General features: G+C 57.5%; 25 protein-coding genes and 1 pseudogene. 8 read left to right on the plus strand and 18 right to left on the minus strand.

The window, feature by feature from the left end; translation table 11 throughout:
* Positions 1 to 38 precede the first annotated feature (38 nt).
* Genes HMPREF9166_RS12850 through HMPREF9166_RS03055 form a run of 9 tightly spaced genes read right to left on the minus strand, consistent with a single transcriptional unit; the run spans position 39 to position 7,360 of the window.
* Complete coding sequence (locus tag HMPREF9166_RS12850) at positions 39 to 164, minus strand: secretion protein HlyD (protein ID WP_071586092.1); 126 nt, start codon at positions 162 to 164, stop codon at positions 39 to 41.
* A gap of 39 nt (positions 165 to 203) precedes the next feature.
* The gene (gene rodA, locus HMPREF9166_RS03020) at positions 204 to 1,310 is read right to left on the minus strand and encodes a rod shape-determining protein RodA (RefSeq protein ID WP_009442583.1); all 1,107 of its coding nucleotides are present in this window, start codon (positions 1,308 to 1,310) and stop codon (positions 204 to 206) included.
* Complete coding sequence (minE, locus tag HMPREF9166_RS03025) at positions 1,307 to 1,588, minus strand: cell division topological specificity factor MinE (RefSeq protein WP_009442584.1); 282 nt, start codon at positions 1,586 to 1,588, stop codon at positions 1,307 to 1,309. Before minE ends, rodA begins: the two co-directional genes overlap by 4 nt.
* 12 nt (positions 1,589 to 1,600) lie before the next feature.
* Positions 1,601 to 2,395: a septum site-determining protein MinD gene (minD, locus tag HMPREF9166_RS03030; RefSeq protein WP_009442585.1), complete on the minus strand. Its 795-nt coding sequence runs from the start codon at positions 2,393 to 2,395 to the stop codon at positions 1,601 to 1,603.
* Between the two features lie 10 nt (positions 2,396 to 2,405).
* Positions 2,406 to 3,053 carry a septum site-determining protein MinC gene (gene minC, locus HMPREF9166_RS03035; RefSeq protein ID WP_039981575.1) on the minus strand — a complete coding sequence of 216 codons (648 nt, stop codon included), beginning with the start codon at positions 3,051 to 3,053 and terminating at the stop codon, positions 2,406 to 2,408.
* Between the two features lie 9 nt (positions 3,054 to 3,062).
* The gene (mrdA, locus tag HMPREF9166_RS03040; protein WP_009442587.1) at positions 3,063 to 4,850 is read right to left on the minus strand and encodes a penicillin-binding protein 2; all 1,788 of its coding nucleotides are present in this window, start codon (positions 4,848 to 4,850) and stop codon (positions 3,063 to 3,065) included.
* 46 nt (positions 4,851 to 4,896) lie between these two features.
* Positions 4,897 to 5,391, minus strand: a complete 495-nt coding sequence (mreD, locus tag HMPREF9166_RS03045; RefSeq protein ID WP_009442588.1) for a rod shape-determining protein MreD — start codon at positions 5,389 to 5,391, stop codon at positions 4,897 to 4,899.
* Complete coding sequence (gene mreC / locus HMPREF9166_RS03050; protein WP_009442589.1) at positions 5,388 to 6,329, minus strand: rod shape-determining protein MreC; 942 nt, start codon at positions 6,327 to 6,329, stop codon at positions 5,388 to 5,390. Before mreC ends, mreD begins: the two co-directional genes overlap by 4 nt.
* Entirely contained in the window at positions 6,326 to 7,360 is a 1,035-nt protein-coding gene (locus HMPREF9166_RS03055) for a rod shape-determining protein (RefSeq protein ID WP_039980900.1), read from the minus strand. Before HMPREF9166_RS03055 ends, mreC begins: the two co-directional genes overlap by 4 nt.
* A 306-nt stretch (positions 7,361 to 7,666) precedes the next feature.
* Between HMPREF9166_RS03055 and HMPREF9166_RS03060 the strand changes: the two genes are divergently transcribed.
* The gene (locus HMPREF9166_RS03060; RefSeq protein ID WP_009442591.1) at positions 7,667 to 8,125 is read left to right on the plus strand and encodes an S-adenosylmethionine decarboxylase family protein; all 459 of its coding nucleotides are present in this window, start codon (positions 7,667 to 7,669) and stop codon (positions 8,123 to 8,125) included.
* A 257-nt stretch (positions 8,126 to 8,382) separates the two neighbouring features.
* On the opposite strand, the gene HMPREF9166_RS03065 is transcribed toward HMPREF9166_RS03060, so the two are convergent.
* The gene (locus HMPREF9166_RS03065; RefSeq protein WP_009442592.1) at positions 8,383 to 8,832 is read right to left on the minus strand and encodes a Fur family transcriptional regulator; all 450 of its coding nucleotides are present in this window, start codon (positions 8,830 to 8,832) and stop codon (positions 8,383 to 8,385) included.
* Between the two features lie 192 nt (positions 8,833 to 9,024).
* Here HMPREF9166_RS03065 and HMPREF9166_RS12855 point away from each other — a divergent pair.
* The 3 genes and pseudogenes from HMPREF9166_RS12855 to HMPREF9166_RS03075 all read left to right on the plus strand — a co-directional run.
* A pseudogene (locus HMPREF9166_RS12855) lies at positions 9,025 to 9,147 on the plus strand (secretion protein HlyD); the annotation flags it as partial.
* Between the two features lie 19 nt (positions 9,148 to 9,166).
* Positions 9,167 to 11,356, plus strand: a complete 2,190-nt coding sequence (locus tag HMPREF9166_RS03070; RefSeq protein ID WP_009442593.1) for a Tex family protein — start codon at positions 9,167 to 9,169, stop codon at positions 11,354 to 11,356.
* Positions 11,353 to 13,116: a nicotinate-nucleotide--dimethylbenzimidazole phosphoribosyltransferase gene (locus HMPREF9166_RS03075; RefSeq protein ID WP_009442594.1), complete on the plus strand. Its 1,764-nt coding sequence runs from the start codon at positions 11,353 to 11,355 to the stop codon at positions 13,114 to 13,116. Before HMPREF9166_RS03070 ends, HMPREF9166_RS03075 begins: the two co-directional genes overlap by 4 nt.
* Positions 13,117 to 13,140: 24 nt before the next feature.
* Here HMPREF9166_RS03075 and HMPREF9166_RS03080 read toward each other — a convergent pair whose 3' ends face one another.
* The 5 genes from HMPREF9166_RS03080 to HMPREF9166_RS03100 are packed head-to-tail and all read right to left on the minus strand — an operon-like array spanning position 13,141 to position 17,433.
* Entirely contained in the window at positions 13,141 to 14,043 is a 903-nt protein-coding gene (locus tag HMPREF9166_RS03080) for a hypothetical protein (RefSeq protein ID WP_009442595.1), read from the minus strand.
* Between the two features lie 16 nt (positions 14,044 to 14,059).
* Entirely contained in the window at positions 14,060 to 15,004 is a 945-nt protein-coding gene (locus HMPREF9166_RS03085) for a nitronate monooxygenase (RefSeq protein WP_009442596.1), read from the minus strand.
* A gap of 11 nt (positions 15,005 to 15,015) precedes the next feature.
* The gene (gene ispF, locus HMPREF9166_RS03090) at positions 15,016 to 15,492 is read right to left on the minus strand and encodes a 2-C-methyl-D-erythritol 2,4-cyclodiphosphate synthase (RefSeq protein ID WP_009442597.1); all 477 of its coding nucleotides are present in this window, start codon (positions 15,490 to 15,492) and stop codon (positions 15,016 to 15,018) included.
* A complete protein-coding gene (gene ispD, locus HMPREF9166_RS03095; RefSeq protein ID WP_009442598.1) occupies positions 15,489 to 16,259 on the minus strand; it encodes a 2-C-methyl-D-erythritol 4-phosphate cytidylyltransferase in 771 nt (256 codons plus the stop codon). The genes ispF and ispD overlap by 4 nt, the downstream gene beginning before the upstream one ends.
* A 22-nt stretch (positions 16,260 to 16,281) precedes the next feature.
* Positions 16,282 to 17,433 (minus strand): PIN/TRAM domain-containing protein, encoded by a 1,152-nt coding sequence (locus HMPREF9166_RS03100; protein WP_039980903.1) that lies wholly within the window; start codon positions 17,431 to 17,433, stop codon positions 16,282 to 16,284.
* Between the two features lie 528 nt (positions 17,434 to 17,961).
* Here HMPREF9166_RS03100 and HMPREF9166_RS03105 point away from each other — a divergent pair.
* From HMPREF9166_RS03105 to HMPREF9166_RS03120, 4 genes are read left to right on the plus strand one after another with little or no spacing between them, the layout of a single operon-like run.
* Complete coding sequence (locus HMPREF9166_RS03105; RefSeq protein WP_039980905.1) at positions 17,962 to 20,388, plus strand: TonB-dependent siderophore receptor; 2,427 nt, start codon at positions 17,962 to 17,964, stop codon at positions 20,386 to 20,388.
* Positions 20,389 to 20,410: 22 nt separating this feature from the next.
* Entirely contained in the window at positions 20,411 to 21,031 is a 621-nt protein-coding gene (locus tag HMPREF9166_RS03110; RefSeq protein ID WP_009442603.1) for a MotA/TolQ/ExbB proton channel family protein, read from the plus strand.
* Positions 21,031 to 21,438, plus strand: coding sequence for a biopolymer transporter ExbD (locus tag HMPREF9166_RS03115; protein WP_009442604.1), 408 nt, complete (start codon positions 21,031 to 21,033; stop codon positions 21,436 to 21,438). The genes HMPREF9166_RS03110 and HMPREF9166_RS03115 overlap by 1 nt, the downstream gene beginning before the upstream one ends.
* 4 nt (positions 21,439 to 21,442) lie before the next feature.
* Positions 21,443 to 22,249 (plus strand): TonB family protein, encoded by an 807-nt coding sequence (locus tag HMPREF9166_RS03120; protein WP_009442605.1) that lies wholly within the window; start codon positions 21,443 to 21,445, stop codon positions 22,247 to 22,249.
* A gap of 39 nt (positions 22,250 to 22,288) precedes the next feature.
* Here the strand turns inward: HMPREF9166_RS03120 and HMPREF9166_RS03125 are convergent, their stop codons facing one another.
* Genes HMPREF9166_RS03125 through pheS form a run of 3 tightly spaced genes read right to left on the minus strand, consistent with a single transcriptional unit; the run spans position 22,289 to position 26,038 of the window.
* Positions 22,289 to 22,546: a cell division protein ZapA gene (locus tag HMPREF9166_RS03125; RefSeq protein ID WP_009442606.1), complete on the minus strand. Its 258-nt coding sequence runs from the start codon at positions 22,544 to 22,546 to the stop codon at positions 22,289 to 22,291.
* Between the two features lie 15 nt (positions 22,547 to 22,561).
* Entirely contained in the window at positions 22,562 to 24,997 is a 2,436-nt protein-coding gene (gene pheT, locus HMPREF9166_RS03130) for a phenylalanine--tRNA ligase subunit beta (RefSeq protein ID WP_009442607.1), read from the minus strand.
* 12 nt (positions 24,998 to 25,009) lie between these two features.
* Positions 25,010 to 26,038 (minus strand): phenylalanine--tRNA ligase subunit alpha, encoded by a 1,029-nt coding sequence (gene pheS / locus HMPREF9166_RS03135; protein WP_009442608.1) that lies wholly within the window; start codon positions 26,036 to 26,038, stop codon positions 25,010 to 25,012.
* Positions 26,039 to 26,154: the final 116 nt, after the last annotated feature.

The following is a 26,154-nucleotide window of genomic DNA, read 5'->3' on the forward strand; positions in this document are numbered from 1 at the left end:
GCAGACAGCCCCGAAGTGTCTACAGAGTCAATAACTCCTTAAGGAAGCACTGATAAATTCGGCACTACCATCTTAACGCATCTTTTTCGCCCGCTTTTCGTTAGCAAATCCTCCACATAGCCTTTGCTATGCGTCCGGTTTGCTGCCTCAATCGGACAAAAAATCTACGTCAATCTGGCAGACCTCATTTTATCAGCGATTCCTTAAAAGAGTAGCTTTTGTCGCCGCAGCTGGATGTTCAGCAGGATGGCAATCGCCATGATGTTGGTCGTCAATGAGCTGACACCGTAGCTCATGAGCGGCAGCGGTATGCCCGTGACGGGCATAATGCCCATCGTCATGCCCACGTTGACGAGGACATGGAAGGCGATCATCGATGTGATGCCGACCGCGAGCAGCCGTCCGAAGGTATCGCTCGCATTCTGCGCGATCCGTATCCCGCGCCAGAGGACGATGAGATAGAGGAGGAGCAGAACCGTGCAGCCAACGAAGCCGAGTTCCTCGCCCACAACGGAGAAGATAAAGTCCGTATGGTTCTCGGGCAGGAAATTCAGCTGACTCTGTGTGCCGCCGAAAAGCCCCTTTCCAAAGAGCATGCCCGAGCCAATCGCAATCTTCGATTGGATGATGTGATAGCCCGCGCCGAGCGGATCGACGTTCGGATCCATGAACACCATGATGCGCATTTTCTGGTAGTCCTTGAGAAAATGCCAGAGCACGGGCATCGCCGCAAGTCCCGCGGCAAAGATGCCAAAGAAAAGGCGCAGTCGTATCCCCGCCGCAAAGACCATGCCGAAAAAGATCGCCAGAAAGACGAGCGACGTACCGAGATCCGGCTGCTTCAGAACGAGAAGGAACGGAACGCCGACATACGCTGCCACGGGGACGAGGTCCACGATGGAGTCAATCTTATCGCGTTTTTCGATCATGGCGGCAAGCGCGATGATCATGATGAGTTTGGAGAACTCCGACGGCTGTATGCTGATCGGACCGAGCGCAATCCATCGCTGCGCACCGAGTGCCGTCTGTCCGACGAGCATGACGAGGATGAGCAGCACGAGATTGAACACGTAGAAGTGATTCCCATAGCGCTGCAAGATCTTATAGTCAAAGTTCATCAAGAACGCTGCGAGGGCAATATCGACGATGATCGAGATACCCTGCCGCTGAACGAACCAGTAGCGTTCCTCACTCAGCGTATTGACATGGGTCGCACTGCCGATGATGACGAGACTCATGACGACAATCGCCGCAGCCGCGAGAATCAGCGTGACATCCGTACGGCGCAGAAGCCGTTTTGAGAGGATCATCTCCGATGCCTATGCGTGCCGCCATGCTGTACGCTGACAACGGGGATGTTGACAACGAGTGCCATGGCATCATTCTCGTTCTCAAGCGCGAACTCCATCTCGCGCGTGTCGATATACATATACTTTGAAATGACCTGCACGATCTCTGCCCTCATGCTGTCCATGATCTCAGGCGAGACATTTGCGCGGTCATTGATGATCACCAGCTGCAGACGACGGCGTGCCACATCGCCTGAGCTCTCTTTCTTTCCAAGAAGTTTTCTCAGTGCTTCAATCACGCCAACGCCTCCTTACTTCTTCCCAAAGAGTTTTCCCTTGATTGTTTCCCAAAGACTCTCTTTCGCCAACTCACGGAAGGGAACATCCTCGCCGCAGAGCCGTGCAACGACATCGAGGTACGCCTGCCCCGCCGGAGAGTCCTTCATCGTAACACATGGCTCGCCACGGTTCGTGCTCGTCACGACCATCTCATCATCGGGAATCTGCCCGATGCACGTGACCGAGAGGATCTCGTCGATGTCGTCCATATCGAGCATATCGCCCTTTTCGATCATCTTCGGACGGATGCGATTGACGACGAGGCGGATATCCTCCTTGTCCGCGCGTCCGAGCTCGCCGATGATCTTGTCCGCATCACGCACCGCCGAGATCTCCGGCATGGTAACGACGATCGCCGTATCGGCGGCGGCAATCGCCGTCTTGAATCCCTGCTCGATCCCTGCGGGGCAGTCGATGATGATGACATCGTAGGAACGACGCAAATCCTCACAGAGCGCCGCGAGCTCCTCGGGATTCACGGCACTCTTGTCCTTGACCTGCGAGGTCGGCAGCAGGTAGAGTGAATCGTATTTTTTGTGGCGGACAAGTGCCTTTTTGTACGGCACATGCCCCGATGTCACATCGACGAGATCGTACATGATACGATTCTCGAGTCCGAGCAGGAGATCCAGATTGCGCAGCCCCGTGTCGGTATCAATGAGCACGACACTCTTGCCGCGCATGGCAAATCCGACGCCGATGTTCGCTGTCGTCGTCGTTTTTCCGACGCCTCCCTTACCCGATGTCACCACATAGATTTCACTCATACCTTAGAACCTACCTCTCTATTGGTTCAATGACGATTTGACCGTCTTTTACATAGGCGCGCTCTGCCTTGCCGCTGTCTTCGGGCTCATCCGGGGAGCGCGCCACATAGTTTGCGATGCGAATCTGGGTCGGCATCAGCCGATCCGCGATGATGAATGCCGTCGAGTCCCCTGCTGCTCCGGCATGGATCACGCCGCGGCATGTGCCGCGCACATCAATGCTCCCCCCCGCCGTGATCTGCGCCCCGGGGTTGACGTTGCCAAAAACGATGACTGAGCCCTCGGTCTCAATCGCCTGACCGCCGCGCAGCGTCTTATCGACAACGACCATCTGCTGCAGCTCTGGCTCGCCCTTCCCTTTGGCGGACGGCTGCGGGGCAGATGTCTGCGGTGATGCGACAGGCGCGGACTCTGCCGCAGGCTTTGCCAGCCGGCAGATCAGCCCGTGCGTCCGAAAGAGCTCCTGCACATTGGCGAGTTCTCCCTGCGAGAAGCGATCACGCGGAACACGAACGAGCGTGCCGCGCAGAAAGAACCCAGCCCCCGAGTCCAGTTTCTTCCCCAGTTCCTCCATGATCTCCGAAAAGGGCATGGCGGCGGGAAAGGCAAGCGACAGGCCGCCGTTCTCCCCTTTGATCTTGATCTTTTCCTCACTCATTTCCATCCCTCACTTGCTCCCTGCGGGCTGCTCACGATCCAGACCAAAGGCGGCTTCCATAATCCTGCGCCCGATCGGCACAGCTGACATAGAGCCAAAACCACCCTGCTCCACAATCACGGCAACCACAATATTCGGATTCGCAAACGGCCCGTACGCCACGAACCAGCCGTGGTCGCGCCCCTGCGAGTTCTCCGCTGTCCCTGTTTTACCGGCAATATCAATCGAAAATCCGGCGAACACGCCGGCTGCCGTACCGAACTTCGTCACCTCGTGCAGTCCCTCCTGCACCTGACGAATAACCCCTGGATTGACATCCAATTCGGAGAGCAGGACGGGCTGAAAGTCACGCACCGTATTGCCGTTGACATCGACAATACGCTGAACGAGATGCGGCTGATAGCGTCTGCCGTTCGCCGCAATCTCCCCCATGACCATCGCTGCTTGAAGCGGGGTTACAAGGTTAAACCCCTGTCCGATCGCCGCATCGAAGGTCTCAGAGAGATACCAGTCACCGTCCTCGTAGTTGTCCTTTTTATACTGACGGTTCGGCACTAGTCCCTCCGCCTCAAAGGGGAGATCAATGCCCGTGCGCTGTCCGAGACCGAACATCCGCGCATAGCGTTCGAGTGTATCGACACCGAGACGGTTGCCCATCTCATAGAAGTAGACGTTGTCCGAGTGCGCCATCGCCTGCTGGAAGTTGATCCAGCCAAGTGCCTCGCCGCCCGCGTTCGTCTTGGGGATAATCCAGTGGCGGCCGGAGTCGAAGATCTTTTCCTGCGGCGTCACCTTGTGCTCTGCGAGCGCCGCCGTGCCCGTGACAATCTTAAAGGTCGAGCCCGGCGGGTACTCTCCCGTAATCGCCTTGTTGTCCATAGGGTGAAACGGGTTGTTGTTCAGGACATTCCAGTTCTGCGTGGAGATGCCGCCCGCAAAGAGATTCGGGTTGAACGCGGGGCGGCTGACCATGGCGAGCACCTCGCCCGTCTGCGGGTTCATGACGACGGCGGCTGCCGCATTCGCATGGACGATGGCTAGCTGCTCATCGACGGCGCGCTCCGCTGCCTCCTGGATGTGCTTGTCGATGGTGAGAACAAGGTCATTGCCCGGCACAGGGGACTGACGTCCGAGGATCTGCACGGGGCGTCCCGATACATCGACCTCCACCTGATCTCCGCCCTTGACGCCGCGGATCTCCTTGTCGTAGACACGCTCCAGCCCGAACTTTCCGATGATGTCACCGGATTTATACCCCTCATCCTTTCGCTTTTCAAGCTCCATCTCATTGATCTCGCTCACATAGCCAAAGACGTGTGCCGCATACTCGCCGTATATGTAGTCACGCACGGGGAGAACCTCGATGACGACACCGGGATAGGCGTCCTTCTGCTCCTCGATAATGGTAACGATATCGGGCAGAACATCATTCTTGATGCGAATGGGGTCAAAGCCGACGTGAGCATCGATCTTTTTTTGAATCTCGGCAACGGGAACATTGATGAGCTTTGAGACGCGCGCGATCACCTCGGGGGAAATCGGCTCGGTCAGCGGCAGGAGTGATACCGTAAAGCCGGGGCGGTTCGTGACCAGCAGCTCTCCGTTTCGGTCGAAGAATGTTCCGCGCGCCGCCTCCGCCGGAATGATGCGGATGCGGTTGCCCTCCGCCAGCCGTGCATAGAGTTCCCCATCGTAAATCTGGAGATACGCCGCGCGCCCGATGAGAACGGCGATGATGAGAACGATCACACCGCCGAGGACTTGCAGACGTCCGCTGAAATCTTCATGTTCGTTCAAAATTACACTCCGAGAAAACTGTCTGAGGGATCAATGATACACTCCCTTATTGTGGTTCATGTATGCGCCGGCTGATGTAAAAGGTTGCCCAGTGAATCGGATAGGCAAAGACCACCTGGAATACGAGTAGGACAAAGAGCACGCGCTCCATGTGCAGGAAGAGATTGAAGCGATAGCCGAGCAAATAGACAATCAGTGCCGAGCACAGATACTTTGCCAGTGTTGCTGCAACCGACGCCGCGAGCGGCAAGAAGAACTGTTCCTGCAGTACGCGATCCGAAAAGCGACCAAAGAAGAGTCCGATCAGTGTCAGCAAAAATGCGTTCAGTCCAAAGAATGCGCCCGCACTGAGATCCTGCATGAGACCGAGCGAAAAGCCGATCAGAGCCCCCCATGCGCTGCCGCGCAAAAAGGAGAAGGAGACGGTTGCCAAAACGAGGAGATCAGGAACCACACCGTAGATGGAAATCAGCGGGAGAAAGGAAAACTGCAGGACAAAGAGGACGAGGAAAAACAGGACAAAAAGCCGATATTTCTTCACTGTGCTGCCGCCTTTGTCTGTGCTGCTGAGATCTGTGCCGCTGCCTCAGCCCCCGGGCTGAGGGGCGTCGGCTGGATTGGCGTCGGAGGCGCTTCGCGCGACGCTGTAATGATCGCGACGTCCTCAAGCCGCTGGAAGTCCACTGCCGTTTCAATGACAGCGACCTTCAAAAGGCCGCTGTCGTCGCTGTGCTGTGCAGCGACATGCCCAACGGAAATCCCCTTGGGATAGATGCCGCCGAACCCCGATGTGACGACTGCATCGCCATCCTCTACGTCTGCATTTCGCGGGATATCGACCATCTGCGGCATATAGGGATTATCCATCGTTCCCGTGAGGATGCCCGTCACACGCGACTCAGGCCGCTGAATGATCGTACCGACCGAGGAGCGCGCATCGAGGATGAGCTGCACCTTGGAGGAGACCGGGCCGACCTCGGTCACGTGACCGACGAGCCCCTTGCCCGTGACCACAGGCATATTCTCCCGCACACCGTCCTTCGAGCCACGGTCGACGACAATCGTACTCGTCCACAGCTCCGCATCTCTGCCGATCACGCGTGCAGCGAGGAGATCGAACTGATGCGCTCCCTGCTTGTAGTCCAAGAGCTCGCGCAGGCGTTCATTCTCAGCGGCGTACTCCGCCGCTGTCGTATTCTCCTGCCGCAGCTGCTCGACTTCGTTTTTGAGCATCTTGTTCTGCTCATGTACCGTCGCAATTTCCCATACGTTCGCCGTAACGGTCTGGATCTGCTGTCCAATGAAGGACGCCGCCATCTCAAAGGGCGCGAGCACCGTGCCCACCGTCCCCGTCGATGCTGTAACCTGAAATCGGCCGCGTGCCGCAAAGAAAATAATGCAGAAGAGGGCAAGCAGAACAAAGAGCAGCGCCCAGATCTTGCGTCCGGACTGCCGTGCCCGTTCGAGTCGGTCAATCATTGTTTCAATTTCTTCGAGGACATGACGACATTCTTGAGCAGCCCGATGTTCTCAAGTGTGCGCCCCGTCCCCTCACCAACACAGGAGAGCGCATCCTCCGAGACAAGCACGGGCATCCCCGTCTCATGCGAGAGCAGCTTGTCGAGGTTCATGAGGAGTGCGCCGCCGCCCGTCATCATAATGCCGTGATCCATGACGTCCGCCGCGAGTTCCGGCGGTGTCTTCTCAAGCGTGTTCTTCACTGCATCGATGATCTTGTAGATTGGCTCGTTGAGTGCTTCGCGGATCTCCTTGGCATGGATCGTCAGCGTCTTCGGCAGACCGCTCACGAGGTCGCGTCCGCGGATGTCCATCGTACGATCCGTATCGGGCGTCACAATTGCCGTACCGACAGAGATCTTGATCTCCTCTGCCGTACGCTCGCCGATCATGAGGTTATACATGCGCTTAATATACTGGACGATGGAGGAGTCCATCTCATCGCCGCCGATGCGGATGGAGCGGCTCGTAACGATGCCGCCGAGCGAGATCACGGCGATCTCCGTCGTACCGCCGCCGATATCGACGACCATGCTCCCCGTCGCTTCTTCGACGGGAAGTCCCGCACCGATTGCTGCTGCCATCGGCTCCTCGATGAGATACGCCTCGCGCGCGCCCGCCTGCTGTGCAGCATCAATGACGGCACGCTTCTCCACCTCGGTGACCCCCGAGGGCACACCGACCACCACGCGCGGACGAACGAACGACTTGGAACGCATCGCCTTGCGGATGAAGTACTTCAGCATCGCCTGCGTCACGTCGAAGTCCGCAATGACACCGTCCTTCATCGGGCGAATGGCCACAATGTTGCCCGGTGTGCGGCCGATCATCTGCTTTGCTTCCTCGCCCACCGCGAGAACGTCCCCTGTATCACTTTTTATCGCAACCACGGACGGCTCACGCAGCACAATTCCACGTCCTTTGACGTGAACGAGCGTGTTTGCCGTACCGAGATCAATCCCCATATCGTGTCCACCAAAAAGACCAAACATTGTTAATGGAGTCTCCTTCCGCAATATGTGTAGCATGATATGCATTCGCGCATTGGCAGAATTTCTAAATTAAGAAGATATACTCCCTGCCATCTGTCAATGGACGTGCAGAATCAGTATAACATAAGAAGTGATTTTTTTCCATGTGACACGAGATTTTATCAAGATTTTATTTTATAGAAACAACATCGCGTCCATTCTCTTGCTATCCATACATATTCGAGCCTTCTGCGATATGCCTTGACGGGAGCACCATTCTTCCTCTATAATGAGTATAGATTATATGTAAGAAGGAGACTGAAGCAGATGGAGATTCAATCAAGGCTGCTGACCGTGGATTTTTATGATTGTAAAGGCGATCGGTGCAGCACGGAAGAAGCCCTGCGCGATCAAGTCTCTGATGCACTGCGCACGGTAGGGCTGTCACCCATCGAGATCATCAGCAGCGGACAGGAGAGCGGCGTGCTCTCGCTGCTGGCACTCGTGCCGGGTGGACATGTTGCCCTCCATGTGCACCCGGCCATGCGCCACGTCTCCCTCGACGTCTACCTCTGTCGGGAAAACGTGCCACTCGACCCCATCGCCCACGTCCTGCGCAAATTTTTCCAACCGGACAAGATTAAGAGCACGCATCTGCGGCGCGGTGATTTCCGTACACCGACGGAGATTCGCCCCAAGACGACGACGCGCGTCGCCCCCATCCGCAAGATCAAGAGCACGGGCGCAAAGGTCATTCGCATTCTCGCACGCAGAAATCGCCGCTGACCGGTATAATTCAAAGGGACTGCTGCACGAAGTTTACAGCTTCGTACAACAGTCCCTTTTGCTTTAGTACGGATCATTTCAGAAGATCAGCAATCCCGCCTCTATTTTACGCGTCGAATTATCAAGTCAAGTGCAACTTAAGGAAGCACTGATAAATTCGGCACACAAAAAACACCCATACGATACCGTATTTCAGTTCGTATGAGTGTTGCCAATAACGCTCATGCGCGGCGCACAGTATTTCCCTATTTACAAGCTCATGCTCCTGCTTTCTTTTTTTGGCATTCGGGGCAGTACCCGAAGAAATACATCTGTTGAGAGACGATGCGGTACCCCGTCACCGAGGCAACATTCTTGTCCAGTGCCGGAAGCGCTGTAATCGGGACGTCTGCCACCCTGTCACAGGACATACAGCGGATGTGAGGATGTGGCGAAATATCCGCATCGTAACGAAATGCCTCCTCGCCCACATTCAGCTCGCGGACAATGCCGATCTCACAGAACGCGTCGAGGGACTTATAGACCGTCGCCAGACTCATGGTCGGATAGTCGGCGCGCAGCTCCTTATAGAGCGTCTCCGCCGTCGGATGCTCTGTCGTATCGGCGAGAGCCGCATAGACGGCAAGCCGCTGTGGTGTCACTTTTTTCTTGTTCCGGCGAAGGATGTCTGTCACTTCGCTCGGCGTTAATAATGTACGTTCGCGCATAGTAATCCCTAATTCCTATAAATCTAAAATCATTATTATTTATGTATTATAATACTCTATCCACGGGTTTCTGTCAATAGTCCTAATACCGATTGATCGGCTGTCTCTTTTGCACCAAAAAAATTCATGTTATAATGATGAAAGAATCACAAGGGAATCGCTGATAAAATGAGGTATGCCAGATTGGCATAGATTTTTTGTCCGATTGAGGCAGCAAACCGGACGCATAGCAGAGGCTATGTGGAGGATTTGCTAACGAAAAGCGGGCGAAAAAGATGCGTCAAGATGGTCGTACCGAATTTATCAGTGCTTCCCAAGAGAAAGGTTGGATGTCATGCGTATTTCCGATATTCCTGCGTCAATTGCCAAGGAGCTCTCCATTCGGCCGAAACAAGTAGAGTCCGTCATTTCCCTCCTCGACGAGGGCAATACGATTCCGTTTATTGCACGCTATCGCAAGGAGGCGACGGGCTCACTCGAGGATGAAGTGCTGCGCCGCGTGGAGGAGCGACTGACCTATCTGCGCAGTCTCGTCAAGCGGCAGGAGGAGATTCTCACGCGCATTGAGGAGCAGGGCAAGCTGAACGAGGAGCTGCGCACGGCAATCGAGGCGACCGAAAAGCTGCAGACCCTAGAGGATCTTTACCGCCCCTACAAGCAAAAAAAGCGCACGCGTGCTTCGATGGCACGCGAGCGTGGGCTCGCACCGCTCGCCGACGCGATCCTCCTACAGCGCGAGACGAAGGGCAATGCCGAGGAATACGCCGCTGCCTTTGTCAATTCGGCAGCAGACGTCCCCTCCCCTGCCGACGCATTGGCAGGGGCACGCGACATTCTTGCCGAGCAGATCATGGACGAAGCAGAGGTGCGCCGCACCCTGCGCGACGTATACCGGCGCACCGCCATCCTCGAGACATCCCTTGACCACACGGCGGAGGGAGCGGATACCTTTGCGATGTATGACGGCTACCGTGAGCCCGCCCGTACCCTCCCCTCTCACCGTATCCTCGCCATTAACCGCGGTGAGAAGAAGGGCTGTCTCACCGTACACATCAGCATAGATCACGAGGAAAACATTGCATGGATCAGTCGGCGTATCCATCGGCGTCCGTCAATTTTCACCGAGGAGCTGCGCGCTGCCGTGGAGGACGGCTACAAGCGTCTCCTCGTTCCTGCACTGGAACGCGAACTGCGTGCCGACCTGACGGCACAGGCGGAAGAAAAGGCAATCCGCATCTTTGGACACAATCTGCGCCAGCTGCTCCTGCAGCCTCCACTTGCAGGGCATACGGTACTCGGGCTTGATCCCGGCTACCGCACGGGATGCAAGATGGCGGTCGTCGACGCGACGGGTAACGTCCGCGCGAGCGGCGTCATACAGGTGACACAGAGCGACAGCGCGCGCGCGGCAGCCGCAAAGTCGGTGGAGAAGCTCGTGGCAGAACACGGCATTACGCTCATCTCCATCGGCAACGGCACGGCATCCTATGAGACGGAGCAATTCGTTGCGGCACTGATCCGCACGAATAAGTGGAAGAACGTACATTATCTCATCACAAACGAAGCAGGCGCATCGGTCTACTCCGCCTCCGCACTCGCCAAGGAAGAGCTGCCGGACTACGATGTGACGATTCGCGGCGCAGTATCCATCGCGCGCCGCGTGCAGGATCCGCTGGCAGAGCTCGTTAAGATCGACCCACAGGCGATCGGTGTCGGACAGTATCAGCATGACGTGAGTCAAAAGGAACTGAAGGAAACGCTCGATGCGACCGTCGAGGACGCCGTCAACCATGTCGGTGTGGATCTCAACACCGCCTCCCCGGCACTCCTCGGTCGTATTGCGGGCATCAATACCGCGGTCGCCAAGAACATCGTCGCCTACCGCAACAAGCATGGCCGTTTCAAAAGCCGCAGTGCTCTGCACGATGTGGCGCGTCTGGGCGATGCTGCGTTTACCCAATGCGCAGGGTTCCTGCGCATCCATGACGGGGAAACGCCGCTCGACGGCACGGCGATCCATCCCGAGTCCTACACGCTTGCGCGCAGCATCCTCACCGAACTCGGCGCATCAGAGAGTGATCTCAGCGACCGCACAAAGCTGCCTGCACTCGCCCAAAAGACCGCCCACACCAGCCCACAGGCACTGGCGGAAAAACTGCACGCGGGCATCCCGACCGTCACCGACATTCTGAAAGCGATTGCACGACCCGGGCGCGACCCGCGCGAGGACCTGCCCGCGCCGCTGATGCGGCAGAATATCGTCAAGCTCTCCGACCTCGCCGTCGGCACGATCATGCGCGGAACCGTGCGCAACATCACGGACTTCGGCGCATTCATCGACATTGGCCTGAAGCAGGCGGGACTGCTCCACATCTCGGAGATGAGCCGCCGCCGTGTTAAGCATCCGCTCGATGTGCTGTCCGTCGGAGACACGCTCGACGTCATGGTTATCAGCCTCGATGAAGAGCGCGGCCGCATCGGGCTCTCCCTGAAGCGCATGGAAAAGGAGAAAAAGAACGCATGAATCTCCTGCAAAAGACCATCGCCGCTATCACTGTGCCCGATGCTGCGCTCGCCAGCCGCGTGACCGCTGCGCTCTGCACGCGCAGCGGGATTCATTTCGGGCAGCTGGGCGATGCCCTCGCACGCTATATTGCACTGACAGGTGAACGTCATCCTGCCCCACCGCAGACGAGTGTCGTCATCTCCTGTGCCGATCACGGTGTTGCCGCAGAGAGCGTCAGTGCGTACCCGCCTGAGACGACGCTGAACATGATGTGCAACTATCTGATGGCACGAGGCGGCGCGGCAAACGCCGTCGCCAACTACGTCCCCGCCCGTCTCTGCGTTGCCGATCTCGGCGTCAATGCCGACACAGCGGGAATCCCCGACCTGCTTTACCGCAGCATTGCACGCGGGACGGCAAACATGACCAAGGGTGCCGCCATGACGCACGCACTGGCAATACAGGCAATCGAGACAGGGATCGGTCTCGCGGCGGACTGTGCTGCACGCGGCGACCGCTGCATTCTGCCCGGCGAGATGGGAATCTCGAACACAACATCGAGTGCCGCCATCACCGCCGCCATCCTCCGCCTCGCCCCTGAGGAGGTCACAGGGCGCGGGGCAAATATCTCGGATGAGCGTCTGCATCACAAAGTGGAGATTGTGCGGCGTGCGCTCGCCGTCAATCAGCCCGATCCGCAGGACGGCATCGACGTACTCGCCAAGGTTGGCGGCTTTGAGCTTGGCTGTATCGCGGGCATCATCCTCGGTGCCGCCGCACATCACATTCTGGTTGTTCTGGACGGCGCAAATACGACATCAGCGGCACTCATCGCGCACGCCATTGCACCGAACTGCGTGCACGCGCTGCTCGCATCCCACGCATCACTGACGGAGCACTCTCAGCCCCACGCACTGCGCCATCTGGGACTCACCCCAATGCTGCGGCTCGACATCCGCCTGAGCGAAGCGGCGGGATCGTCGATTGCCCTGCGGATGCTGGAGCTGATGCTCATGGCATGGGCGGCGACGGACGCTTCACCGCGTTGCTGCGAGCCCTTTCTCCTGCCGCCGCACAGGACACTCCCTGCCTCCTCAGCAACTGGGGAAAATACATACGACATCCCCGCGCCAAACCGCACGGTGATGGATGCGGCACAGTACCGTCTCGACAATCTCGCAAAGCCGATTCACAGTCTCGGGTTCCTTGAGCACATCGCGGTACAGCTTGCAGGAATCACGGGGAAAATCCGTCTGCCGTCAAACAGCAGGGCAGCACTCTGCCTTCTCTCTGGCGGAGAGGAACTGCCCGCCGAACGCCACGTCATCATCTCCGCCATGACAGCAGCGCGTGATATTGACGTATACCTGTTCCCTACAGCGATGGAAAACGCGGAGTGTCATGCCGCCATGCACGCTGTCGCCGCCGACCATCCGCTCCTCATCATCGGCAGCATGGGGAGTGACGCACCAGCTGTCCGTACGGCACTTTGTGCAGCGGCAGAGGGCGGTGCACTCGTTCTCCCGGGGGATGCGGCGACCGACCACATTGTGCGGGAGTACTGTGTGATAAGCCCAGCCCTTACCCACTATGTGCTCCATCTCCTGCCAGAGATGATCACAGCGGAGATCGATGCCCCCGCCGGCATCGTCGGCATCCTCGGTCTTGAGATCGTCCGCGCCGCCCTCCATATCATGAACGATATGAAGACCTTTACCGAGGCAAAAGTTGCGGTCGCCATCGACGGAGCAGGGGCAGGACGGCAGGTACGGGAATAAAAAACGGCAGTGATCTGCCGTTTTTTATTGTTCCGCCTCTAACTGACCGCGCCGAAACACCTTGCCGATCGTACCGAACTGGAAGATCGCCGCCTCTTTGATCGTGAACCGTCCATAGGTATTCCCCAGACGATAGTTCGAGTTGAATGCCTCGCGCATCCCGCCCGCCGTATGCATCTCCTCTCCGTAAACGAGAAAGGGATTCGGCACAACGGCAAAGAGATTATTGCCGAGCGGCATGCCCCAGTAGTCCGCATCCCGCGTCGGCGTCACAGCGACAAAGCGCGGCTCAAGCTCGGGGCGGCTGTGACGCAGCTGCATATTCGTACAGCGCATCCCCTGCACCTCATAGTCTTGGATGAAATCGTCCTGTGCCTTCTTCTTCTGGAACATTGTTCCCGGCACATCATAGAGGGCATTATAGTCCCGCACAAAGTCCGCCGTCCGCTCCTCAGGAGTTCGCTCGCGCAGCTCATGCTGCGGAATCCCCGCCAGCGTTGCCTCGGCGGTTTTTTTGCGTGCGGCTTCCGTCTGCTTTGCCTGATCGTTGACCGCCGGCTCCCTGCCGCCGCCGGCGCGCGCATAGCTGCCGGCCGCACGCTGCATGGCATTCGGCGGTTTTTCCTTTTTTTTCTCGGGTGGCTTTGCGGGCTGTGCACCCGTATAGGCACGCGCCAGCTCGCGCTTCATCTCCTCATCGAGGAGATCGCTTACCGATGGAACGGAGCGTGCCGCCTCTTCCTGCGCGGCGCGTTCCTTCGCATCTTCCCTCTCCTGTGCAGGGCGTGTTGACGTCCCTGTGACGTGCTGCGCCTCAAGAGCCTGGGTCAGTTCGTCGATACGGCTTTGCTGACGCAGCACCATCTTCTCGAGCAGCGTGACACGTTTCGCGAGTTCATGAATCCGTGTCAGTTCGTCGGTTCCCATTCCCCCATCTTACCTCTCAGACTGTGATCGACTGTGCGTGGGCAAGCGTCTCACGCGCCTCACGTACAATGTCGTCGATGATGGTCTTGATCGGCTCGACCTTGCGCAGCAGCGTCAGTGTCTCACCCGCCTGCATCATGCCGTTGACGACATCGCCTTCGACCGCCGCCAGCTTATTGGTACCTGTCGCACGGTCGAGGAGCTCCTGCTTCGTCGCCTTGCCCGAGTACTCGAGCGCGACAAAGTCCTCGGCGAACTTATTTTTGATGCCGCGCACTGCACCGCCGATGGTGATGCCTGTCACGATGGTATCCGTGTCCACCGCCGCGAGCAGCTTTTCCTTCATATTCGGATGGACGACACACTCCTGCGCAACGAGGAAGCGCGTGCCCATCTGAACGCCGGCCGCGCCCATGAGGAGTGCAGCGGCGAGTCCGCGCCCATCACCAAAGCCGCCCGCCATGATCACAGGCAGTGAGACCTCGGGGATGACCTGCTCCATCAGCGGCATCGTGGAGAGAACGCCGATGTGGCCGCCCGCCTCCATGCCCTCGACCACGATGGCATCGGCGCCCTTTTCCTCGACGCGCTTTGCGAGCTTCACGCTCGGCACGACGGGAATGACCTTGACTCCTGCCGCATGGAGTTTCTCAAAGTACGGGACAGGGTTGCCTGCCCCGAGCGTGACGAATGCAGGTTTTTCCTCGCAGATTACATCCACAATCTCTTCCTTGTTGGGCGCCATGAGCATGATGTTGACCCCGAACGGACGATCCGTCAGGCTGCGGCAGCGGCAAATCTCATCACGCGTATACTCCGTCGTGCGTCCTCCGGTTGAGATGATGCCTGCGCCGCCCGCATTGGATACGGCAGACGCGAGGTTTGCCTCCGAAATCCACGCCATACCTCCCTGCAGAATGGGTACATCGAGTCCCAAGAGTTCCTTCAGCTGATTTGCCATGTAAATCCCTCCTATATACGTTCTATGCCTGCTATGGCATGGGCGGACATCCCGTCGCCCGCTCCGGTGAACCCAAGTCGTTCCTCCGTCGTTGCCTTGACGCTGACATCGCGGAAGTCGATGCCGAGCCAATCGGCGATGTTCTCACGCATCGCCGGAATGTGCGGCTGCAGTTTCGGTGCCTGCGCCACGATGACAGCGTCCACGTTGCCGATGGAAAACCCTGCCGCGCGGACGAGCCGCGCCGTCTCGGCAAGGAGCTTCCCGCTGTCTGCGCCCGCATAGTGCGGGTCGGTATCGGGAAAATGCTGCCCGATGTCGCCGAGCACCGCTGCTCCGAGGAGTGCGTCGGAAATGGCGTGCAGCAGCACATCCGCATCCGAGTGCCCCAGCAGTCCCTTTTCATACGGTATATCCACGCCGCCGAGGATGAGCTTGCGTCCCTCCACCAGTCGATGCACGTCGTAGCCGATACCCACTCTCGTCATACGCTGTCCTCCTTACGCCGACGGACGACACCGCCAAGTAGGCGCTTTGCCTCGTGAACGGCGGTCTTCATCAGCTCTCCCGCGCCCATGTCATTGCGCAGGATCGCCTCCGCGACCACCATATCCTCCGGCGTTGTCACCTTGATGTTGCTGTACTCCCCCTGCACAATGCGAACGGGAACGCCGATGCGCTCCACCATGCTCGCATCATCCGTCCCGAGAAAACCATCCGCCTCCGCCCTGCGGTTCGCCTCGAGCAGGATCTCCTTGCGAAAGCCCTGCGGGGTCTGCACCTGCCAGAGCGTCTGGCGCGGCGGCGTCGCAGCGACCGTACCGTCCGCGGCGGCAATCTTGATCGTATTCTTCTCCGGCACGGCGACGATGCCCGCGCCCTCTGCGCGCACGACGCGGATCAGCTCCTCGATCGTCTCGCGGCGGATGAGCGGCCGCGCCGCATCGTGGACGAGGACGATGTCCGCCTCCTCCGATACGACGGCAAGCCCGTTGCGGATCGAATACTGCCGCTCCGTGCCGCCCTCGACCACGCGCCACGGAGCAAGTCCCTTAACACGACTGAGCAGCCCCTTGACCGCCGTCACCTCATCGGCACCGACCGCGATAATCAGCTCGCCGACCGCTGGAACCTTTGAAAAGGTCAGCAGCGTCCGCAACAGCATTGGCTTTCCCGCGAGGGTCAGAAAGACCTTGTTGAGACCGACCCGCATCCGATGCGCCTGCCCTGCCGCCGGAAAAACTACACTTACCATACATTCCTCCCAATGCACTCCATCATCGTGCCATTTTGGCAAAAATCATCCGTCCCGCTGCCGTCTGGAGTGCCGAAGTCACCTCCACGGAGACGACCTCATTCATGCAGCGGAATCCACCGTCCACAACGATCATCGTACCATCATCGAGATAGGCAAGCCCCTGTCCATGTTCCTTACCCGGTCGGACAATCTGTACGGACATCAGGTCGCCCGGAATCGCCACGGGCTTGACCGCATTCGAGAGCGCATTGATATTGAGCACGGGGACACCGCGCAGCTGCGCCACCTTGTTGAGGTTGAAGTCGTTCGTGATGATCTTCCCGCCGACCTCCTGTGCGAGCTGGAGGAGTTTGGAATCCACCTCGGCGATATCCTCAAAGTCCACCTCCGTGATCTCCACCTTCATGCGCGACTCCTTGCGGATCTTTTGCAGGATATCGAGCCCGCGCCGTCCGCGCACGCGTTTCAGGGCATCCGGCGAGTCGGCGATATGCTGCAGCTCCTCCAGCACAAAGACGGGGATGAGCAGCGTCCCCTCAAGAAAGCCCGTCTCACAGATATCCGCAATGCGGCCGTCGATGATGACGCTCGTATCGAGCAGCTTGTACTGCCTGTCCTCCTGCCCATCTCGCACCGCCAGCGGCATGGAGGTACGCACATCGGGGCGCATGCGGATCACCTCGCGCAAAAAGCGCGGAACGAAGTCAAAGACCTCGGCGATCTCCTGCTGTTTCTGCACCATGATATGCACACCGAGATACCCGATCACAATGCTGAACACGATGGGGATGTAGTCACCGACAATGGGAATCGTAGAAAACGCATCGCTTAGGAGGCGTGCTATGATAAGTCCGATAAAAAGCCCAATTGCCCCGGCAATCACATCGCGTGTTGGCATCTTCGCGAGCTGCCCCTCCACCCAGATGGAGAGACTGCGCAGCCGTCCGGTAAAAAATGGAGCCAATGGATAGCCGATCAGCCCGCCGAGCACCGTCCCGCACAGAATGCAGAGCAGTCCCGCAAGCGACAGGTCGAAGATCCCCAGCTCCGTATGCCAGAGCGGCGCAGAAAAATAGGCGTTCGCCGTCGGAACGGCAAGCTCAAAGACAGTCGCACCGACAACTGCCGTAATGAGTACGATGAAAAAGCGTAAAATTCGTTCGAATAACAAACATTCACCTCCCTTCTCATCCGAAAGATTGGGAAAATGCCATAAACACAATCTCCCCAACATGCCCAGTATAATAAAAAAAAATCCCATTGTCAAAACAGAGTGAACAAAGGAAGCACGGAGATTTTCGGTCTCTCGGTCTTAAGAAAGCAATGATAAACTTAGCACCGTCGTCTTAGTCCATCTTTTTCGCCCGCTTATCGTTAGTAAATCCTCCACAAGCCCCTGCTATGCGTCCGGTTTACTGCCTCAATTGGGTAAAAATCTACGCCAATCTGAGAGACCGTTTTATCAGCGATTCCTTAATATATCTTTTTCTCGCACGTCAGCAAAAAGTCCTAGGCAGAGTCTCGCTCTGCATCCTGCTCGCCGCCTTGTTCCTGTAAAAATCTGCGCGTATCTGACAAGTTTTATTCATGATGCCCAAGATAAAATTTAAAAATATGAATTTTTCTATTGACACTTACATTATTTTGTCTATAATGATAATCACATTCATAAATGGCAAGAAGGAGGAAGAGATGAACAATGTCATTTCATGCTAAACTACGACACGGAAGGTATGTGATGGTGACCGCTGCCATACTCGCCTGTATGGGCAGCAGTATCACGTACGCTGCACCAGCGGAGGATGAGGGAACCCACGTATCAACTGACGATATCCATGTGGATGCGGATTTCGATAAGGAGATGCTGAAGGAAGCCCCTGAAACGAAGACGATCATCTCCCGTGCCGATCTTGACCGCAAGGGTGCACGTACGCTCTCGGACGCACTCGCAGCGGAGCAGGATGTCCAGATGGGCACGGACAATATGGGACGAAAGACCGTCAGCATCCGCGGCGCGGATGCGCGTCACACGCTCATCCTCGTCGACGGGCGCAGACTGGCGGGAGGTCTCAGCAAGTTCTACGGTGCAACAGATGAGGTGAACCGCCTTGGTCTCGACGACGTGGATCATATCGAGATCATCCGCGGCTCAGGCACGGCACGCTATGGGGCGGATGCCATCGGCGGCGTCATCAACATCGTCACGAAGATCTCCCATAAGAAGCGCATTCGCCTGACGACCGAGGGCTCGCTGATCGAGGCGGGCGGCAGCCAGTATAACCACAGCATCGGCTACTCTACGGGCGACCTCGGCGGCGGCACGTACATGGACTTCTCCTATGGCTGGAGCAAGACTGCGCCCTTCCTCTACGACAATGACGGCACATCGATGCAGTACTACGGCAAGCGCAATCCGATGAGCCTGCGCGCCGAATTTACACTCGGCAAAGATGAAACCCTCACCCTCTCGGCAGATCGCCAGACGGAGGATCTGAAAAAGGATACGACGCTCGGAAAATTTACGGCGGGAAAAGGGATCGCCATGGTAGCGTCGGAGGATGCATGGCGCAATAATTTCAGCATCGACTGGAAGAAGCAAACGAGTCATGCGGACTATCGCGTGCGCCTCTATCAGACAGAGCATGATTCCGACGTGAACTATCATGTTTTTGGCAAAGGGGTCCCTTATCGTCATTTCTATTTCGATAATTTCAATCGCAAGGACAATGTGATCGAGGCATCGGTCGGTGTAATGGCGCACGACAAGCACTATGTCACTGTCGGTGCCGACTATCATGACGAATACGGCGAGGGAACGCGCATCACGGTACCGGGACAGACGCCTCACGAAGAGACACGCATCTACACATTCCCGAACCCCTCGGATCCATCCAATCCGAATAAACGCTCCTATACCGGTAATATCTATGAGACATCCCTGAACTACTACAGCGCCTATATCTCGGACGATTGGCAGGTCGGCAAGAAACTGCTTGTCATCCCCTCCCTGCGCTATACGAATCACAGCCACTTCGGCGTGAACGTCTCCCCGTCCATCGGCGCGACGTACAAGCCACGCAATAACGTCCGCATTAAGGCGAACATTGGCACGAGCTTCGCCACGGGCGGTATTGCCGAGCTCTACCACGACTGGGAGATGTACGAGCCGTCACTGAACGCCTCACCGCCCATCCGAAACGGCTGGCTGTTCGAGGGCAATCCCGAGCTGAAGCCAGAAAAAGCCCTCAATATGGACATCTCTGTCGAAAAGGATTTCGACAAGAAGACCAGTGCAAAGCTCACCCTCTTCCGCAATGACTACAAAGACTATATGCAGATCATGTATAAAGGCGAAAAGGACAGTAAGAATCTCTATGGACGTACTTATTATGATCGGCAAATACTATATCCGGATTCCTATGGCTCGTACAGTTATGACGATCTTGTAAATAATCTCAACGCAGCGAATAGCTGGAGCGATATTGAAAGCGATGTGATTGATCAGGCAGATTATGCGAAGGGCATTCCTGCTACGGATGATGTCTATACCTATGCAAACATCTCCAAGGCGCGCACGCAGGGCATCGAGGCAGAGGTTTCTCATCAGGTTGCACGCGATTTCAGCATCAAGGCAGGCTATACCTATCTCGATGCTTATGACCGTCAGACAGGCAAGCGCCTCGAGGGACGTGGACGCCACATGCTCAACCTCACGATGACGTACAGCGATCCGAAGAATGGATGGCGTGCAACCTTCTGGGGCGACTATACACGGAACTACCTCGATATCCGTGACCGCATCGCAACGGGACGTATTGTCACCGCCGATGGAACTCAAGAGTTGGAACAGGTTGAGTTCACGAACCCGAACACAGGCGAGGTGTATCACCTGTTTAAGAACGAGGGCGATGCAAAGAAGTATATGAAAGGTGACATCGAACATGGTTTTACTCGCGAAAAAGTCGCCCGTGAAAAGAACTACGGTCTGTGGAATCTGATGATCGAGAAGGACTACCACCACTTCCTCACGTTCTACGCCGGTGTCACAAATCTGTTCAACCAATATGACCCGTACCTCGGAATGGGCGGGCGCATCTACCGTCTCGGTATGCGCATGATGTTCTAATCTATACAAAGGAGCTTAGCTTATGTCAGGTTTTGAAAGCGCAGTTCACCTCTTTCACAGCGGTGGATTCGTCATGTATCCCCTTCTGATTCTCTCACTCATCACGCTTGCGATTGCGGTGGAGCGGTTCTACTACTACCGCATCAACCGCAAGGGTTCGCGTGTGTTCTTCCACGGGGTCTATCACGCCGCCATGCAGAAGGACTTTGACACGGTCGGCAAACTCTGCAAGGAGTTCCCCTCCGCGATTGCCCGCATCATCGAGAGCGGTATGGATAACGCATCCTCGGAGACCTCAATGAAGGGCTCGTTCTCCGACCGTATGTCGATGGAGGCGATCAACTTCCGCCGCTATCTCGACTATCTGAGCGCGATTGTCACGATTGCCCCGCTGCTCGGTCTCTTGGGCACGGTCACAGGTATGATCCAGACGTTCAGCGTGCTCGATGCGGGCGGCGGTGCTGCAGCAATCACGGGCGGTGTCGGTGAGGCTCTTGTCGCGACGGCATCGGGTCTCTGCGTTGCGATCATTGCATTCTGCGTCTACACCTATTTCAGCCATCAGCTCGATACGATTGTGACGGATACGGAGCGTCTGTGCGCGACGATCGTCACGGCAAAGAAAGAAAGCTGGGATGCGTAATGAATTTTAGCAATCACCGCCTCAAAAAGAAGCCGGAGTTCATGATTATTCCGATGATCGACATCATCTTTTTCCTGCTCGTCTTCTTTATGATGAACAGCCTGCAGACAGTGGCGCAGAAGGCTCTCGCCGTTCAGCTCCCGCAGGCACAGACCGCGACTGCACCGGCACAGCTCCCGATCATTATGACGATCGACGAGCAGGGACATATCACGATTGACAACAATCCCGTGAGCATCACGGAGTCGGCGGCGATCATGAAACGCCACATGGAGGAGAACCCGAATGCGGCGGTCGTCCTGCAGGCGGACAAGCGCACGGCACACGGTCAGGTTGTCGCCGTGATGGATATGCTCAAAGGAGCGGGAGTCAAACGGCTCTCGATTGCAGCAGAGCAGAAGGGATAGATCGATGGAGCAACATCTCTCATGGAGAAAAGCATATATCGTTTCTGCCGCCATTCACGTCGTCATCTTTCTCCTGCTTGCCGTCGGACTTGCTGCCGTCGTTGCAAAGCAGGAGCAGCAAGTCTACGAGATTGACCTGCAGGCATCGGATTTCAGTCAGGGCAGCGGGCATGAGGGCGGCGGCAGTGCCGAAAGTCTTTTCCCGGAACCGCTGAAGGCGGAGGAGGTCGCAAAACGCGTCGAGACAGTGCAGCAGATGCCGGTGCCCATAACGCCGTCCACAGCTGCCGTCCCATCCCCGGATGCAGTGACCATACCGGATGCGGCATCACCTGCTGCATCAGCGACAGATTCCTCCGCGGCACCATCATCCTCCCCAAGCGGCTCTGTCTCAGGCACCAGCGGCGGCGGAGAAAGCGGCACAGGTTCGGGATTAGGAAACGGCAGCGGCGACAGCACGGGTGATGGAAAAGGTGCCGGTGCCGGAGCGGGGGCAAGTCAGGGATCAGGGGACAGTACGGCCCCCGGTACAGGCACCGCACCATTTGATGTGGCAGGATTCCGTGCCGCGGTCGATGCAAATAAGGAGTACCCCTATATGGCACTCAAGCGCCATCTGGAGGGAACGACGACGATCACCACAACGATCAGCGCCTCGGGAGCAATCACAAGTGTCTCCGTCTCTTCCCCCTCCGGACACAGCGTGCTGGATGAGGCGGCTGTCGCCGCAGCGTATGCGGTCGGCAGCTATCCCAATCCCACCGGCAAAACGGTAACCGTAGATACGAACGTCCGATTTAACATTCAGTAAAAAATAAGCTATGATGTGTGTGCATCATAGCTTATTTTTTTACTTTTCCTCAAGGAGCTGTACGAGCTCATCGTAGTCGCGCCGCAGCTGCTCATATTCATCCATCAGCTGGAGCACGGAGAGCACTGCGATGCGCTGCACATCGAAGCTGCGCACCTTCTTCGACATCTCCTTGATGCGGCGGTCACTCTCTGCCGCCAGCCGCTTGAGACGATCTGGCTCATCGGTCTTGAGCTGGTAGCTCTGCCCAAACATCTCGACGACAACACGCTGTATCGTTTGTTTTTCCTCTGCCATGGCTCTCACCGCCTTTTATCCGCGAAGCTGTGCGTGAAGCTGCTCCTCCGCTGCCTGCAGGATTGCGGCGAATGCCGCATCCACTTCCTCATCGGTCAGGGTCTTGTCGTCGGACTGGAAATGCAGGTGGAACGCCATGCTCTTCTTCCCCTCGCCCACCTGTTTGCCCTCGTAGACATCAAAGAGGGTCGCACCACGGAAGTAACTGCCGCCCTTCTTCGCAATGACGCGCTCGATCTCCGCCGTCGTAAGGCCAGCATCCACGAGGATTGCGAGGTCACGCGTCGATGCGGGGTACTTCGGCAGGGGCTTAATGGCAGCCTTTTTCTTGCGGTAGCGCAGCAGTGTCTCAGCATCCATCTCAAAGACGTAGACACTCTGTCCGATGCCAAAGTTCGCGGCGACCGTCGGATGAATCTCACCGAGAATGGCGATCACGTCGCGTCCTTTTTTGAAAAATGCTGTCTTACCGGGGTGCATTGCAAAGTGCTCGCCGCGCTCCACCGTGTATTTTTGTACGCCAACGGCAGAGAGAAAGCGCTCCAGTACGCCCTTTGCATCGTAGAAATCGACCATCGCATTATCCGTATCCCATGCGATAGGATTGCGCCGCCCTGTGAGGAGTCCTGCCACCTTGCGCTTTTCCTCGACGAGTTCCGTGACAGGCAGTGCCCTCGGGAAGAAAACAGGCGCAATGTCAAAGAGCCGAAGATCGAGGTTCCGACGGGCGACATTGCGCGCCGCATTCTCAAGAATGCTCGTCAGAAGGGTCGTGCGGACGAGCGGATACTCCTCCATGAGCGGATTCATGATGGGAACTGCACGGCGAAGCATACTGTCCTCGGGCACGCAGAGCTTGTCGAGTGCCGCTGCGCTCGTAAAGCTGAACGAGAGCTCCTCCGTCATGCCGAGGGAGGCAAAGGTCTCGCGCATGGTATCGACAAACGCCTGCATCTCACTGACCGATCCCTGCAGAACTGCCCCCGACGGCATCTTCGATGCGATGTTGTCAAAGCCGTAGAGCCGCGCAACCTCCTCCGAAATGTCCTCCATCAGCGTCACGTCGCCGCGCCATGAGGGAACGACGACGCGATAGGTCTCAATCCCCTCCTCCTCGACGATAAAGCCGAGAGAGCGCAGTGCCGACGCCATCCACTCGCCCGGGATGTTCGCACCGATGCGCTCCGCGACGGTGCGTGCACGAAACGTGAGTACCGTCGGGACGCGCGGCGCGGGATTGACGTCAATCGCCCCCTCTGCCACGGTGCAGGCATCCATCTCCGTGAGGAGCTGTGCGGCACGCGTCACAGCACGAATGGTCTCCGTCTCATCCACGCCGCGCTCAAACCGTCCCGATGCCTCGGAGCGGAGACCGATGCGCCGCGCCGTGCGGCGGATGGTCGGCCCATGGAAGGAGGCCGCCTCAAGGACGACCGTCGTCGTTTTGTCCGTCACCTCGGAATCGAGCCCGCCCATGATGCCGGCAAGCCCTGCGGGCTTCTCGCTGTCGGCAATGACGAGCTCATCTCCGACGGCGATGCGGTTGGAATCATCCAGCGTATGAAGCTGCTCCCCTGCACGAGCATGCCGCGCCGTCAGCGTATGTCCTGCGATACGGTCATAGTCGTATGCGTGGAGGGGTTGGCCCAGCTCCAGCATAACGAAGTTCGTCACATCGACAACATTGTTGATCGAGCGGATGCCCGCACCGCGCAGACGATCCACCATCCATGCGGGCGTAGGAGCGACCTTCACATCGCGCAGAACACGCGCGGAGAAACGGCGGCACAGCTCCTCATCCTCGATGTGAATGGAGACAAGATCCGCAGCGCGCACGCCCGCCGTCTCCTTCACCTTAATCGTCGGCATACGAAGCGATTTGCCCGTCAGCGCGGCGACCTCCCGCGCAATCCCGATGACACTGAAGCAGTCGGCGCGGTTTGCCGTCAGCTCGAACTCGAGGATCACATCGTCGAGGCCGAGTACCTGCGCCGCCGGTACACCGACAGGCGTATCGGGCGGCAGAATGTAGATGCCGTTCACCTGCTCGTCGGGCAGCCCCTCGGTATCAATGGCAAGCTCTCCCGCCGAACACATCATGCCGTTCGAGGGAATCCCGCGCAGCTTGCCCTTCGAGATCTTCTTGCCGCCGGGGAGCACTGCCCCGACCGTGGCAACCGGAACGATATGTCCCTCGCGCACATTGGATGCGCCCGTCACAATCTGCGTCAGCTCCGCACTGCCCATGTTCAGCTGACAGACGAGCAGATGATCGGAGTCCGGATGCGGCGTGATCTTCTCGATGCGCCCGGTGATGACCTTTTCAAGCCCCTCGTCGGCACGCACAATGCGCTCGACGGGCACACCGGCCATCGTCAGGCGGTCGGCAATCTTCTCCGCCGGCTCATCTATCTCAACATAATCCTTCAGCCATTTGATGGAAACCTGCATAGTCCCGCCTCCTTAGAATTGATGTAAGAAACGCACGTCGTTGTCGTAGAACAGGCGCAGATCATCCACGCCGTACGCGAGCATCGCGATGCGCTCCACGCCCATGCCAAATGCAAAACCCGACACTACATTTGGATCGTAGCCGCTCATGCGCAGAACGTTCGGATGCACCATACCCGCGCCGAGGATTTCGAGCCAGCCCGTGCCCTTGCACACGCGGCAGCCCGCACCATGGCAGGCGGAGCAGGAAATATCAACCTCAGTGGACGGCTCGGTGAACGGGAAGAAACTCGGGCGAAAACGCACCTTGGCGTCGACGTCGAAGAGCTCATGCAGGCACAGCTCAAGCGTTCCCTTGAGATCGGCAAAGGAGATGTCCTTGTCGATGACGAGCCCCTCCACCTGCGTGAACATCGGCGAGTGCGTCGCATCGTAGGAGTCACGGCGATAGACGCGCCCGGGCGCGATCATGCGGATCGGAGCATTCGGCTCGTTCTTCTGCATCGTACGCGCCTGCACGGGCGAGGTCTGAGAGCGCAGCAGAATATCCTCCGTGATGTAGAAGGAGTCCTGCATATCGCGCGCGGGGTGATCCTTCGGCAGGTTGAGCGCCTCAAAGTTGTAGTAGTCCGTCTCGATCTCAGGGCCTTCCTCTACCGTAAAGCCCATCTGCAGAAAGATCTTCTTAATGCGGTTCAGCGTGATTGTGAGCGGGTGCAGATGTCCGATCTGCATCGTGCGGCCGGGCAGCGTGACGTCGATCTGCTCGGCGTCGATCTTGGCCGCCAGTTCACGCTGGGCAAGTTCCTCGGACTTCTTCGCGAGGAGCGCCTCGAGCTCGGCACGCGCCTCGTTGACGATCTTGCCGATGCGCGGTCGTTCCTCCTGCGCGAGGGCGCCCATGCTGCGCATGAGGGTCGTCAGCTCTCCCTTTTTCCCCAGAATCTTGACACGTATATCGTTAAGCTCACTCAGCGAGCCCGCCGTCTCTGCAATCGCAGCTCGGGCACGCGCCTTGAGTTCTCTGATCTTTTCGTCCATAACGCCCTCCTGTATGTGCACGTCGTCACGACACAATACGATTCAAACAACAATTCTCAGTTTACCATATTCACGCCAAAAAATCTATGGACATGCGGATAAGATGAAGGGAATGG

Origin of the sequence: Selenomonas sp. oral taxon 149 str. 67H29BP (assembly GCF_000146365.1) — a bacterium.
GTDB classification, from domain to species: Bacteria; Bacillota; Negativicutes; order Selenomonadales; family Selenomonadaceae; genus Centipeda; species Centipeda felix.